The sequence below is a fragment of the Candidatus Uhrbacteria bacterium CG10_big_fil_rev_8_21_14_0_10_50_16 genome (genome assembly GCA_002774875.1).
Classification (GTDB): Bacteria; Patescibacteriota; Patescibacteriia; order UBA9934; family UBA11717; genus UBA11717.
Map to the genome: position 1 here is coordinate 87,531 of PCYM01000002.1, position 14,637 is coordinate 102,167.

Annotated in this window: 8 protein-coding genes; all 8 read right to left on the reverse strand. The window is 49.2% G+C overall.

Annotation, left to right across the window (positions count from 1 at the left end):
- Positions 1–107 precede the first annotated feature (107 nt).
- The 8 genes from COV06_02110 to COV06_02145 all read right to left on the reverse strand — a co-directional run bounded on the left by COV06_02110 (position 108) and on the right by COV06_02145 (position 13,889).
- The gene (locus COV06_02110; GenBank protein ID PIR47766.1) at positions 108–1,307 is read right to left on the reverse strand and encodes a hypothetical protein; all 1,200 of its coding nucleotides are present in this window, start codon (positions 1,305–1,307) and stop codon (positions 108–110) included.
- A gap of 1 nt (position 1,308) precedes the next feature.
- Entirely contained in the window at positions 1,309–2,382 is a 1,074-nt protein-coding gene (locus tag COV06_02115; GenBank protein ID PIR47767.1) for a redox-regulated ATPase YchF, read from the reverse strand.
- Between the two features lie 444 nt (positions 2,383–2,826).
- On the reverse strand, positions 2,827–5,199 hold the full coding sequence (locus tag COV06_02120) for a hypothetical protein (GenBank protein ID PIR47768.1): 2,373 nt from the start codon (positions 5,197–5,199) through the stop codon (positions 2,827–2,829).
- 62 nt (positions 5,200–5,261) lie between these two features.
- Positions 5,262–8,654 (reverse strand): hypothetical protein, encoded by a 3,393-nt coding sequence (locus COV06_02125; protein PIR47769.1) that lies wholly within the window; start codon positions 8,652–8,654, stop codon positions 5,262–5,264.
- A 1-nt stretch (position 8,655) separates the two neighbouring features.
- Positions 8,656–11,970, reverse strand: a complete 3,315-nt coding sequence (locus tag COV06_02130; protein ID PIR47770.1) for a hypothetical protein — start codon at positions 11,968–11,970, stop codon at positions 8,656–8,658.
- Positions 11,967–12,905, reverse strand: coding sequence for a hypothetical protein (locus COV06_02135; GenBank protein PIR47771.1), 939 nt, complete (start codon positions 12,903–12,905; stop codon positions 11,967–11,969). The genes COV06_02130 and COV06_02135 overlap by 4 nt, the downstream gene beginning before the upstream one ends.
- A complete protein-coding gene (locus COV06_02140; protein PIR47772.1) occupies positions 12,902–13,177 on the reverse strand; it encodes a hypothetical protein in 276 nt (91 codons plus the stop codon). Before COV06_02140 ends, COV06_02135 begins: the two co-directional genes overlap by 4 nt.
- Positions 13,178–13,274: 97 nt before the next feature.
- On the reverse strand, positions 13,275–13,889 hold the full coding sequence (locus COV06_02145) for a hypothetical protein (GenBank protein ID PIR47773.1): 615 nt from the start codon (positions 13,887–13,889) through the stop codon (positions 13,275–13,277).
- Between the last annotated feature and the right edge of the window lie 748 nt (positions 13,890–14,637).

A 14,637-nucleotide genomic window follows, 5' to 3' on the forward strand; every position in this document is an offset into this window, starting at 1 on the left:
TCGGTGGGAGAATACGTTTTTTGGCCTTTTCTGTCAAGTCGGCGGGGTCTGGTAGGAGAGATGGGAGATAAATACATGCCGCAACAAAAGAACGCCCAGAAGGCGCCCTATTGTTTAAAGGTAAATCGATAGATGTCTCTCAACACCAACTGATCCTCTCGTCCGTAGCGCAATGCGCCAAATCGAGTTGTTTCTACACCTTTAAACGGCAACAGTTCAAAGCCAAACAGTTGTGCTCGCTCCACAAAACGCGGTTCAATGACGGTTCCGTTCACCACATAGGCAGGCAGTGCAATCACCACCTTGGCACCCTCGGTTAAAATCGATGTAAACGCACGGAAACTATCTGTGTAAATCTCCAAGAGTTGATCCAACTGCTTCTCAAGCGAGATGCGATCCTCGTGCCCTGTGCGCGGCTTGCCCAAAAACACTTCTGTCACAATCAGGTTCACAGACTTTGGCGCCACAAACGTTCCAATCGCCTCTGCCTTTGTTTGCAAAATACGTGTATCTGCCTCCACACCCGTACGCTCTGACTCCCACGCCACGTTAACGCGTGTCGCCTCTGCAGCCAATGGGTCCACGTCACTTCCAATAAGGTGCTTGTATCCCAGCGCCAGCGCCTCGGTTAACACCGTTCCAACACCACAAAATGGATCCAATAACGTATCCTCCACATTTCCACCTGCGAGATTGATCATAGATCGCGCAAGTTTTGGCGGCAACATGCCACGTTTTGTGTGACGTTCTGGGCGACCAAAATCGCGTGCTCCCCACTCCTCAAAGTCCTGCACAGATTCGGTGATACCGACCAAAATCCCTTCCGCCTGTGGGAACAAACAAAACTCAATCCCCTCCTCCATGAGCTTTTGCTTCTTGACGATAACGGAGGACAATACCGGAATCTTAGATGTCACAAGACGCGCGGATCGCTCCTGTGCTTTAAGGGCATTCTTTACTTTTAGGCCAATACGTTCTGATTGCGTGCGTAATGCCGTCAGTTTTCCACGATGTCCGCCATGATATACGCTCACACCAAACTTAATTTTTGTGTCCCCCGGTCGCAGGGTTGCAATAAGCGACGTGAGAACATCTATCAACTCATCTTGATCCTTAGCCGACGCATGAATCACTCCTGTTTTTACAACGCCGCCCAATTGATTCTGCAAAACCGTGAGGTTGCCGCTAAATCCGCCGACAATGAGAACATCCTCCACGTCTACAACCGTGGTCACATCGCCAACAATTGTTTGAATCTCGGCGCGCGCAATGTCTCGCTGCGTTCCAAGGATAAAGAAGGCATCCATACTAACTGTTTAATCTAAAATAGCAGACGTCTCCATCGCGCATCACATATTCCTTGCCTTCAATTCGCTCACGTCCCGCTTCTCGCGATCCAACACGACCAAGCGTAACATAATCCTCAAAAGAAATAATCTCGGCGCGAATAAACGCCTTCTCAAAATCCGTGTGAATCACTGCTGCGGCTTGTGGGGCCTTAAGCCCGCGTGGAATCTGCCAAGCACGTGTCTCTTTTTCGCCCGACGTAAAGTACGTGATCAAATCCAACGTCTCAAATGCGGTACGAATGAGACGATCGAGCGCTGTTTGTTTGAGACCAACCGCCTCTAAGTACTCTACACGCTCCTCCTCAGACAATTCCACAAGATCCGACTCTAACTGAATACAGATAGGTAATGCCGTTCGGCCTTCTCCCAACGGCGACACCCAGTTTGGGTCTGCAGCGTCTTGCTCACTCACGTTCACAATATAAATCACTGGCTTGCCCGTGAGAAGGAAGAGAGACTTTGCCATAGTGCGTTCCTCATCCGTCATTTCCACGGTTGTGGCCATACGTCCCTCTGCGAGCACCGCATAGATACGCTCCATGAGTTCCAAACGTTTCTTTTCATCCTTGTCTGCCCCGCTCTTCATCTTGGTCTTTTGACGATCAATCTGACGCTCCATTGATTCAAGATCAGAAAGTGCAAGCTCCAACTCAATCGTCTCGACGTCTCGCACAGGGTCTACCGCTCCGTCTACATGTACCACGTTCTCATTTATAAACGAACGAACCACGTGGCAAATAGCGTCGACCTCGCGAATATTACCCAAAAACTTGTTCCCAAGCCCCTCGCCTTTAGACGCACCACGCACAAGACCGGCAATGTCCACAAACTCAATGGCCGCCGAAATGCACTTTTCAGACTTTGATGCATTCGAAAGAGGTTTTAGTCGCTCGTCAGGCACTTCTACCACGCCAACGTTAGGCTCGATGGTGCAAAACGGAAAATTGGCACAGTCGACCTGCTTTTTTGTGAGTGTACGAAAGAGTGTAGACTTGCCAACATTTGGTAGTCCGACGATGCCGACTGATAACATACCGCAGGAGTATAGCAGATTGGGGGCACAAATCAAGGGTCGCTCGGGTTGTGTCTACAAAGGACTCGGAAGTAGAGACACGTCTTCGTGCCTTCGCACTCAGAAGACAGCTGGTCAGGAGTAAGTCTTGTACGTCTCTATATGATTGTCCCTTTTTCTAAACACAACCCTTCGCTTCTACATTACTAGATGATGCATGCTCACTTAAAGTACTGAGCCCCTTTTTATACAAAACCCTCGTCACAACGTTTGCCAGAACCCTTCGCACTCGGAAGACAGCTTTATTGATCACTTGTTCTCTTATCACCCACAAAATAATTTACGTGTAAATGCATACGATCGTGGCAAATCCGGCTTAAATGAGATCCAACACACAGACATGTGCAGACTAAAAACACCAACATCTTGCAATGCTGGTGCTCTTAACTGATCTCGTCAATCAATCTATTCAACGACTAGCGGCTCAAGATCTTCGACAACCATTGCCTCCGCCAAGCCACGCTCGAGCAAGGAAAGTTTATCCTTTACCGTTCGATCCTCGGGATTCATTACAAGCAAATCTTGCAACTGTGTTATAGCTTCGTCAACTCTCCCCTCTTCCTCGTACAGCCCGGCCAGATACCACTTTGCGTTCGCATAAGTCGGCGCATATTTCAACGCCCCTTCAAACGCCTGTATTGCTTTTACCTTATTCCCAGCACGCAGTTGAACCACACCGAGTTCAAAACGGAGAACAGCGTCGTTTGGTGTTTGTAAAATAAGTACCTCGATCTGCTTTATCGCCTCCGGCAGTCTACCTTGTCGATCATAGACAAGCGCTTGCGTGTACAGGCCAGCAGAAGTTGGACGTAGGGTGAGCGATTCATTAACGGCATGTTCTGCTTCTACAAGGAGATCCGTAAGGAGCTGATTTTTTTCCTCACCCGCAGGCAGTGAGTCTATAGCCCGATCAACAACAGTCAGGAGAGCCCGTGCAAGTGCTAGATGTTGTAACGGATTCGCTGGGTCAAGATTACGTGCATAACGATGTGCATTCACCGCCTTAACATCAGAATTGGCAATGATCGGTATTAATGCCGTGTAAATATCTGCAGCTACCCGAACATTTCTTACATCTGCCGGGTCTAAAGCAATCGCCTGTTGTGCCATCGCGATTGCCGATTGAGCGGCGTGCGTCATGGCCTCTGCGTTTTCCGTCACGTCTCCCCCCGCAAGTGTATTGAGATTTCTCACGTGTGCTATTGCAAGTGCGCGCGTGTATCCAGCATTCCAACGGCTTGTGCCAGCTGCGCTTCCAACGAGACTCACAAGTTCCTCTGCTGAACCCCCGGAACGTTGTACCTGTATGGCACGCGCAATCAATACCTCACTCGTCATCCATTGAAGAGAGGAGAAAAGTGCAAAGATAAAGAGTACGCCCAAGCCGATAAAGCCAAATGCAACAAGCAATGCCCTTCGACTATGCGCTTGCACTTGGATGACGGTCGTTTTCTTCATGAGGTGCGCCAAAAGTAATCCGGTAACAAGCCAGAACACGAGTTGAATCGGCAAATCCGAAGCATACAGAACCTGACCTGTTGTAAGAGCTATCCAAACGCTCGCGAGAACCGCGATGGTTTGCCAATCTTCCTTGTTATGTTTCCAAATAAGGGCCACGAGCGTTTTGGATAAGACCCAGCCAAGAAACAGTACAAGGAGACAAAACGGGATCAGCCCCCATGTTGCTAACAGTGTCAGAAGATGAGATCCACCATGGTCAAACGCAATATTCCAAAACGGTGATTGATTGACAAATCCTGGTTTAAAGCGGGAAAAATCATTCCCAAATGTTCCAGGGCCCGATCCAAACGGCCCATCAACCGTTAATGTTTCTATCGCAATAGCTGCCGTTGTGACGTAGTTTGGCATTGCCTCAACAGGAATACTGCTTGTCCATGGAACTGGAACAATGAGTAGGATAAGTGAGAATGCAAAGAGCAACATCGGAGCCAGTACACGCGCAGGCCTTGCAAATGATTTTGGATCAAAGAGTCCAAGAGCCACAAAGACGCCACTTCCAACAAGCAGAGCGACCTGTGTAGGCAACGTATCCGTGAGGATCATGCCAATTGCAGTACAAATGAGTAGCCCCCCGCCTACAATCCCAAATGCCATCCGCCATCCACGTGTTGGCAGCCATGTGTCACGCGTATTTGTATCTTGAGAAACCCAAATACCAACAGCAAGCAACGAGAGAGCAACGCCGAGCAGTGTTAGCGACTCAAACGTGCCTGTTGTGCTAAACCCAGAGAACGTTTGCATACCAATCACAGGCACACCCGCAATCGCCAGAAAGGAAACAACCCAGGCAAGCAGAATGCCAACCATGGCTGCAAGTGAATATCGACGAATATACGTAGAACCTTCTCCTTCCGCTAATGCTAACGAATAAACAAATAATAAACAGAGCACGGACGCAACGGAGGTAAATCCTTGACCCGTAGCACCAATCCAGCTAGCAAAGCCTGCAGAAGAAGCAATAGCAGAGATTACGACGCCAAAAAACATGAACCCTGGCAACCACAGCATCCATCCGGCCCGATGGAACCACGCGCGCGTTCTGTAGACATGTGCCATCCAGGCAAAAGCGGCAAATGACGTAAGAACATAAAGTAGGACAAGTTTGATTGGCCCAAATAAATCCGCAAAAATCGGCATGACCGTTACAGGCATCAAAACAAGGAGCGTAATAAGCGTCCAAGAGCTCGCGCGTGCGCCCTCCGTCCACGAGAGAAGGCGGTTACGTAACGCATGTAGTTTTTTGTTGGTAGTAGGCATAGATAATCAAAGTATAACACGAACAAAAACACACCTGTACGGTGTGTTTTGCTTCTTGCGGATTAGAGATTCTCCGTAAGTGTCTCTGTAACGGTTTTCGGTTCAACTGGGAGCGTCTCTATAGGGACAACATCGACAGGATCGACTACCACCTCTATCGATGCATCCGTTTCCTCAACTGTTTCTGTGTCGTCTGTAGTTGTGTCTACTTCAGGCTCAAGAACGGAGGTGTCCACTGGGTCCGATTCATCAACAACCGGCTCTACGACCTTTATTGGTTTCATATCGACTGGCTCGATAGCAACCTCTTCCGCATCGCTTGCAGACGTCTCATCCACGGCGTCGATTGGATCATTCTCAACAACTGGTGCGGAATCCTCAGCTGGCGCTACGACCGGTTCTTCTGCAGGTTCCTCTACTTTTTCTGGGACAACCCCGTTCCTATACGCCATCACGATCCAATCAACCTCATCACCCGACCCACCATCACGCCAAATTTGGAATCCGTTAGTCGATTTCTCACGAATCCATACGTTTCCGCTACCATTGGACATGGTTGCCGTAACAACAATTGGAGCGTCCGCTTGAATTGTATTCGCAAACGCCGGATCAACCTTGGCAAAGCTGATTTCCGTCATCATCCCTGAGATTTTCGTTGTTCCCGCAAGCGTTACGAACTGTTGCGAGCTCAGTGTGGAATAGGTGGTTGTTTTATGTGCGTCATTGCCACGAATAAGTACCTGGTAGGACCCTTCCGTTGCAAAAACTCCGTTCATATCCACGGACCAGTTGTATCCCTTTAGTGATGCGATGTTGCTCATGGCATTTCCCTCAATCACGAGCACAGCGGATGTGTTGATTTTAGGCTCTGGTTTCTTCTCGGCAACACTTGTGTGATCAATACCGTCCCAATAGTGTGGCTGCACAAACGAGACAATGGCACCCTGCCCTTTTCCGTTAAACGCCTGCATGGCGATACCAACAATCTCAGACGCCTCTGTTGCCTTCTTTCCAATTCCTGCGACTGAACTCATAGCGATACGATCACCAATCGCGATTGCTCCACCTTCTCCGTTTACTTTAATTGGTGTACGACCGGTAAGAGCTACAGGGTAATAATTATCTTGTGCTGTTTCCCATCCGAGTGTAAGTCCTGGGGATGTAGAGATAGCACCGATAACTATTTTCTTTCCAACCGTTCGCTCAACAAATTCTGTATTGGTCGACGAAACAGAGACAATTTCTCCCGCCGTTAAAAACTGGGAAGAAGGAAACATCTCGGCAACGTCATGCTGTGTAACACTCGTGTTGACAGAGTAGATCACCCCATCCGTTCCTGCAGCGTTTGCACAGTTTCCTCCAGGACTTGATGCACCCGCACCACCATCTCCCACACACAGCGAACCATCAAAGATTTCTGTATCTCCCTGCACGAATAGTGTTCCGTCTGCATGAGTTGCAACATCGTTGAACGTAGCTGTCGTTGGTGTGTCGTCTCCCTCGATCCAGACCTGTCCGTTAGAAGTGTAGGCAGCGAAGTTTGTCGTAGCACCCGAGGCCTTTGCATAGAGGGCAAAGGCTTTTCCGATAGATCCTGTACCGGCAACGAGGCTAAAGTACCCACCATAGGCGCTCGTAATTGCTGCGCCCGCGTTGGTCGTTGTCACGGAGGAGTTAACACCATACACCGTTGTCGCATCACCCGTTGCATCAAGAGAAATGGCAGATTTAAATCCGCTAATCGCATCAGTAAGCCCTGTGCCGAGATAGCTTGTCGACCCATTGAACTGATTAATTTCCTGTGCGTCGTTCGAGGCGCCCGAATCAACGTCCACATTTACAACAGACGCGACTCCGTTTACACGTCCTCCACTGTTTAGCGCACCATTGATCCCAATATCTACACGCACACCGGAATGCGCCTGTGCACTCTCGGCAGTGATGTCGAGGTCTAAGCCACGGTATTCAGAAGCACCTGTAAAGGTTTCTGTTGCAGAAATAATGCTCGTTGTGCTCGGTGTGTCTCCTACAAGCGCCAAGTGACCGTTTGTGTCGATGTTTCCATCGTTCTCAATATCACCAAACACGTACAACTCTCCATCGGTGGTTGAGGTGTTAGGCGATGTTGCGACGGAGTCTCCTTCAATATGAACAAGACCTTCAGCCGTATAAATGGCGTAATCCTTTGATCCGTTTGTTGCTTTAAAATAACCACCGTAATTAGACGTAGCTGTGGCACTCGCGTCTCCATACACACCATAACTCGTTGCGATGGTGCCGCTGGTAGAAAAAGCCCCTCCGTATCCGGTAGAAAGCGTCCCAGACGTTTGCGCAAGAGTTCCGCGCACCGCACGTCCGGTTGTGATAATGCCCCCGTCGGCCGTCACCGTTGCATCCACACCTTGTGCATCGGTAACAGTACCATTGGAAACATTGAGCGCACCATAAAAAGATGTCCAAGAGCCGGTCGTGCCGTCTCCGGAATATTGATCATTTGCATAAAAACTTCGCACAGCACTGAGGCGATCCGTTGCAACAGTGTCGCTTACGGTAATGTCACTTTCAATGCCAATGGCTGTATCCGTACTCAAGTCTCCTTCGAACGTAAGATCAGATATTGCCCCATTAAGATTTCCAGCAACAGCTACCATGTAGGTTGTTCCAAAATTGAGAACGGAATTCGCCGAGGATGCCGACCCACTGATACCAAGATGACCTTTAATGGTTGTATCTCCCTCCGTATCGACAAGGAATCGTGTTGTACCGTTGTCCGCAATACCAAACAGCGCCTCTCCCGCACCTGCCGTAGCAGGATTGATGTAGAGCGTTCCACCACTTACAAGTGTGCTTTGTGGATCACCCGTAAGAACAAGATTTCCGGCAGACGTTGTTACAGGAACGCAGGCCGTTGTACACCCACTATTGACTGTATTAAGATTGTCGAGCAAATCTGCATTCCCTGCCTGGATGGCAAACGCTGCAGATCCAATTCTACGTAGTGGCGTCATTTCTGAATCCGTAGAAATGGTAACTCCGAGGTAGAGCGTCGAGTTATTATCAAACAAGGTGTCGGGCAATGCATTCATGCTCGCTGTTGTGTCGCCGAGCAACACGGTAAACATCCCATCGACAACAGGAACACTGATACCGAGATCCGGCGTGTTACTCGTACAATCAATTGTCGCGCTGTTCGCATCATTATCTCCGGCGCTCCACAAACAGTTTCCGCCAGAAGATGCATCATAGATCGCAAACTTCATCGTAATCGTCGCATCGTCAACGGTAATACGGCTATCGTCTGTCAGCCGACCTTGGTACGTAAGAATCTGCGGAACATCCAACGCGGCGTGCGTGGTATACACGGACAGCGACAAGCACAACAATGCAAACACTCCAAGCAAGACCGTAAAGGCCACGCGCCGGAAAGCTGTTTGGATTGTGTGCTGAATGTTCATATTAAGATGGTGTGTTTTTGGTCAGCCCGACGTCTACCGAGACGTAAGAGGCTTCCTTGGTATCTGTACGATCGATCGGCCTCACCTCGAGCTTGGTGTAGCTGTCTTTCTCGTACGTTGTGTAGTACTCGTTTGGTCCTACGAGGAACGCGTATCGCCCACGGCTATCCGTAAGCTGCGTTTCTAACAATTTGTTGTACGTAGGATCAAAGATGCGAACGACCGTATCTATGAGTGGTCTCCGCGTCTGTCGATCGTAGACAATGCCCCAGCTCTTAGGACGTGCGGGGATCGCCATGCGAACAAACAAGACAAAGGAAAGAGCTTGAATCAACGCGACGGCCACGGTCCACGTCGTTGGATGAAGGAACGCGACAATGAGAGCGACCACAAGACCTATCAACGAGAGAGCGTACATGACACGGCGTGCCAAACGATCGAGCTTGATTTTTGCTGGCGTCTTTACTCCTTCGCCCGCTGGGTCCAAAGGAATATTGGCGGCAACCACGGCATCGGCTTCGGTAACGGAAATAGGTTCTCCATGATAGAGGTCCAAGTACTCTCCGTCTCGTTTGAGATCCGCAAGGATGACTGTTGGGTAGGTAAATCCTTCTTTGCTTACCTGTAGAAGGTACACACCTGGCTTTACAATAAAGAGGTAGCGTCCCTGTCTATCAGTTACCTGACTTTTGAGCACACGCTTTGACTGCCCGTCCAAGAGACGAACAATTGCAAGATCCACAGGTATTTTGCGTAAGCTGTCATACACCACACCCCACTGCTTTCTGCGTCGTCGTTTAAACAAGAGAAACGGAGCGGTAAAGAGATACTGCAGGAACGGCAGGCCATTAAAGGCTGCGAGCACAATTCCCACGGTTGAAGCGGCAGACACGGCAACCACCGGCGTCGCATAGCGAGATACAGAGATCACGCCAGGATTTTGTCGCAGGATACGAATTGACTGATTGAGCTGTTGAACGGTTGCCGACAAGGGAGATGCTCCATTTTGAATCATGGTATCGACTGGCGGCAGTAATTCGATTAACACAATCGGCACGTTGATAATGTTGTCTTCGATCTGTAAGGCAACTGTGTCAACGGAGCTATAACCTTCTTTGAGTGCACGCACGCGGTACGTTCCATTTGGGACATACCAAGCGTAATTTCCATCGACTTGCAACGGATTTTCTTGTGCATACTCTACGGCATTCCATAACTGCCAATTGCCAAGACGCTCATAGAGCGACACAGCAACGTCAGAGAGATACTCCTTACTCGTATCGGCAATCACACTTCCATTTGCGCGTACGTTTAATTGATAGGTAAGTACTTGCGTCTCACCTGTCACGTAATGAATCGCGATCGTCAACGGTCCAGATTCAAGAGGTGTCACCACGCGAGCAACATACAACGACTCATTTTCCACGGCGACAAGACTTGTATCAAATCGGCTTACGAGAAGCGTCGCTGGATTCATGAGAAAGGACCCATTGGAAGCCGTAAGGTCAACCGATGTGATTGTCGAAGGGGCGTTTGCAACGTTGAGTGAGATTGCTAAGGGGCGCCCACCCAACACATGGAGTAAATCATTACTTGGCCGCAACATAATTGCATCACGTGCAACCATGAATGTTACTTCACTCACAGGAATCAGAACGGAAGGTTCCGGCTCTGGCAAATCTGGTTCCGGAGTAATCACAGGCACCGACGGTGGCGTCGTATCACCTGGCACTATTACGACGGGCGGAGTAACAGGAGTCGTATCTCCAGGTGGCAACGTTGTGTCACCGGGTGGAAGTGTCGTGTCACCAACAGGTAACGTTGTGTCACCAGGTGGAAGTGTCGTATCTATGGGTGTAGCCGTCGTAAATGGCGTCGCGGAAGCCGTAGCTCCTGAAGAAAGCATGCGAGCTGCGTCCGTTGCAAAAATGGTATAGAAATATTTCTGACCATTCGTTAATCCTGTGTGAAGGAATGACGTATTAAACCCTGTATAGATACTTGTTCCGTCGGCTGGATCTGTTGGAAACCGGTCCGTGCGATAAACAAGTATTACTCCCGCAAAATCGGCGTCGGTTGGGCTTGTCCATGCAAGTGTTACAACCGTGTCTCCTGCCGTCGCCGTAAAATTCATTACGTTAGAAGGTGGGAGATCGGTGAGTGTTGTAAAGCTTGTGTTCTTAACGGTCGTGTTGTTTGACGCGTCCTGAGCGGCAACTTGCACATTGTAGGTCGTTGCAGAAGTGAGACCTGTTAAAGAAACCGTGTGTGCCGTTGAAAGCGATGCGTCAGGATAAGTGCCTGCATCCGTTACGGTCACAACCCCTGTCGTCGCTTCATCTGTAGTCCAAACGATGTCGGCTGTTGTTTCTGTAATATTAATGACAGAAACGGTAACCACAGGCGGCGTCAGGTCGAGTGTCGAAAACGTATAATCTCCACTCGTTGTTGCATTCCCCGAGTTATCCGTTGCAAGAATACGGAAGTGATAACCTGTATTCTCTTGCAATCCTGATAACGATTGCGTGTGAACCGTGCGGAATGCACCGTCCGTCAGATTTCCTAATGCGTAGGATGGTGTTGTTCCATAGGAGAGCACGCGAGAAGCAGCCTCATCGGTCAACCACGTGACGGTCGCCGAGGTTGTCGTGATATTGGAAACGAGCACGTTAGAGATAACCGGCCCGGTTGTATCACCGACAGGCGGTGGCAACGATGGCCCACCACCAGAACTAACGACGGCCGTCACAGGAAGACCAGAAGTTCCTGTTATTCCTACGGCATAGAGCGCATGGTCTCCAAAGGTCCCGTATACATCAACTTCGTAAGAAGCTGCGGACCCCGGATTTGTTACTTGATTAACACCACCAGAGGCATGCGTACCCACCTGAATTTGTACGCAGCGTCCCGCAGTGATCTCACCCAAGGCAGCATCGGTTGGCGCTGTAAATGTAATGATTTGTCCTGCGACAGAAGCACCCCAGGTACCAGCGCCCGCAGAGGACGCTAATGTTTTATCACCCCAAGGACCATCACAGGCGCCATCATCATCTACGGCAAGATCAATATCCCCAAATGCTACAGACCCAAGAGAAAACCCAGTTGCATAATCAACAATCAACGTATCCGTCGACGATTCAACACCCGAGGGCGTAACAAAGGCAAACGTATGGTCTGCGATCGTACTAATTGCGTGTGTTGAAAGTTGCAATGTTGCACTCGTTAGAATACTTGCCTGCACAGGAGCGATGAACATCGACTGTGTTGCAATGACAACGAGTGTTAGCAAGAACGCTTGTAGAGATCGCCAGTTCATACGCGACGCAATCGTCTTCGCACAGCGACGACCCCTACAAGTAAGAGCAGCAACAAGAACGAGAGCCTCCAAGGAAAAAACCAGAGCGTCAATTGAACAGAGTCGGAAACTGATTCGTCATAGGACACCTGCGCCGTTACGGTGAACGGCCCCATGAGGGGTGATGCGAGTTCGCGGCCAATTCCTGAGATACGCTCCTCTGATAACTTCGTATCCCAGTCTAGTGTGATGTCGCGACTCGTATGTGGAAGTACAATGTATTGACCCTCATTCAAATCAATACGTTCGGTTAGGCGACCGAATACGTCGCGTACTTCGAGTGTAACCTTGGGTACCAGATAGACGGTTCCTTTATTGGCAAATGAAACCTCGAAAGAAACAGGGAGATGAGAGAACCACGTGGACCCACCACGCGTCGTAAATCCTGTAACGGATCCATCTCGCACACTGTCATTCTGCATAACCGCGGCAAAGATCAATGGTCCCGTGACGCTCACAAGAGATACGTCACCCAATTCGTCGCTGCGCACAGGACGAAACGTAGTCGCAATACCAGCGTATAAGCTTCCCGTAGATGTTACGGGTGCAGTCAGCGTGACATCAACGCTTCTCGACTCCCCCGGCCCTAGCACAAACTGATCGGGAGACACGGAAATCCATGATGTAGCCAGAGAACCTGCAGTATTGAGAAGGAAAGTAGCCTTACCCTCAGCTGCCATACTCGTGTCTAGATCGACGGGTTCGAGTACAACGGAAACAGACTCGCCTGTCTCGTTAAGAAGTGTGAGTTCCTCCACTTGAGGAACACCCGGAGACACCTCTGTTACATACCGCTCCGGAGTGAATGTTAACGCAAACACCCCAGTTGGAAACATAACGGCTCCAAATAGGACAACACCTGCAATACGCAGTAAGATTGTAAATCGTGTGGTCATAATGGATTCCTAAAACGAGCATACAGCGTGTAAATGATCGAAACGATTTTCTTTTTGTTTTCTTTTGAGACGTGCTCCACCGACAACGAATTTTGATTTGATTTCTTTTCGTTTTTATGTGAAGTCTGTCTGTTCAGCGGACGAATCTCTGTGTTTTGCACATGCAGAATACAAGGATTCTCCTGTTGAGCATTGTCGCCTTGCTCGGTCCCCTTCCACGCAAGACAAGGAAACGAACAGGCAACAATGTAAAGATTGTGGAAGGAACGCATCTTCTACGTTCAACGTAGGCGACAAGGCAAGGACCCTTTGGACAGGTCGATACGGTGTCTCGGCAACCCATGTATCATGGACTCCCGAGACCACGTATCAAAAGTTTCCAACACTCATATACGTAATTATATGTGAGTAAGTGCCCGCCAACGTTCCCGTTCCGCGAGCAACTTTATGCGTAATGGTTGTTTCTGCACCATTAATCCACTTTGTGTAGCTTGCGGTAGCAAGTGATGAGGTGGTAATAGCCGTATCTGCTCCGAGCAATGCGTACGTTCCACTTGTTGCAATTCCGTATTCCTCGGATCCTGCGGTCACGGATCCGTCTGCAACATCGTCGATCGTGTTTGCACCAGATCGTAGATCTCCATCCTCATAGACATAGGTTGTAAACCCATGGGCAGCGTTTGTAGACGTAGTTGCAGTATAGGATGCCGTATTTACGGAGCCTACAGTGAGTGCACCGAGGCTCAGGGAGCTCACAGAAAGAGAAAACGTGAACGTGGGGTGCTCAGCGAGAGACTGGAAGCCGGCCAGCAACGTATAGTTTGTACTCGAACCCTCGCCGGGGATTGTGGACTCGCCACCCGTGCCGTCGAGTAAATAGTTTGTACTTGTCCCCCTTCCTCCAACGGAACCTAGAGAATCACCGTAAAGCCGATAATTCGTAGAGGTCATGAGCGCCCCAGCGTCGGGAGTGAACACAACCATGAGAATAAGCACAGTTAGGGCTGTTTGTAACCACTTCATATGCATTGCTTCCTCTATATTAGCAGAAAATAGGCCCAAAGTCAACCCTATATACTGCTAATATTAGCATAATTGTATAGGGTTGACGACAATTTGGCGTCAACATTTCTCTGCTAACCTTAGTTATCTACAGCTTATCCACCGATACAACACCAAAGAGTGAATAACCTTGTGTTTGTCTAGACAATCCTTGTCAAATGAAGAAATTTTCATTTGTGCTGTTTCACGTGAAACATTCCCCTGTTCATTAATTGGGGTCAGATAGCTTGATTTCCATTGCGCCTCGTTACAGCAAAGCGGAGAACAGTCTCGGTCGTCATTGCGAGTTTCACGAAGTAATCTTATTTATTCAGCAAACAATCTATTTATTCTTTCTCTCTCCTTTTTGTTTCGCCAAAAAGGAGGCAAAAAGCATCGTGTCTGCACTGCGTGCGCCGTAAGACCTCTGTCATCACTCCGCGTCGCTGCAGATGTGTGCCAATTGTGGCGATTCATGTTGAATCTTCAATTGGCTACACGGCTTCGCTCTACAGAAGAGCTTCGTTTATGCCAAGGTCTGTACGGCGTACTCGTGGGGACACGCAGAGAGAACTCTCGATTTTGCTCACGATTTGATTTGATTCAGACTTCGTCGGTGAAGGAATCTAGCAATGTAGGAGCGAGGTACGTTGCTTCTAAATAATCCGTGTTGGGCGTCGACCCAATCTTT

What these genes read in the sequence shown, in the direction of transcription:
- COV06_02130 (PIR47770.1), bottom strand. Translation starts at nt 11,970, where the DNA reads ATGAACTGGCGATCTCTACAAGCGTTCTTGCTAACACTCGTTGTCATT.
- COV06_02120 (PIR47768.1), bottom strand. Translation starts at nt 5,199, where the DNA reads ATGCCTACTACCAACAAAAAACTACATGCGTTACGTAACCGCCTTCTC.
- COV06_02115 (PIR47767.1), bottom strand. Translation starts at nt 2,382, where the DNA reads ATGTTATCAGTCGGCATCGTCGGACTACCAAATGTTGGCAAGTCTACA.
- COV06_02125 (PIR47769.1), bottom strand. Translation starts at nt 8,654, where the DNA reads ATGAACATTCAGCACACAATCCAAACAGCTTTCCGGCGCGTGGCCTTT.
- COV06_02135 (PIR47771.1), bottom strand. Translation starts at nt 12,905, where the DNA reads ATGACCACACGATTTACAATCTTACTGCGTATTGCAGGTGTTGTCCTA.
- COV06_02110 (PIR47766.1), bottom strand. Translation starts at nt 1,307, where the DNA reads ATGGATGCCTTCTTTATCCTTGGAACGCAGCGAGACATTGCGCGCGCC.
- COV06_02140 (PIR47772.1), bottom strand. Translation starts at nt 13,177, where the DNA reads ATGCGTTCCTTCCACAATCTTTACATTGTTGCCTGTTCGTTTCCTTGT.
- COV06_02145 (PIR47773.1), bottom strand. Translation starts at nt 13,889, where the DNA reads ATGGTTGTGTTCACTCCCGACGCTGGGGCGCTCATGACCTCTACGAAT.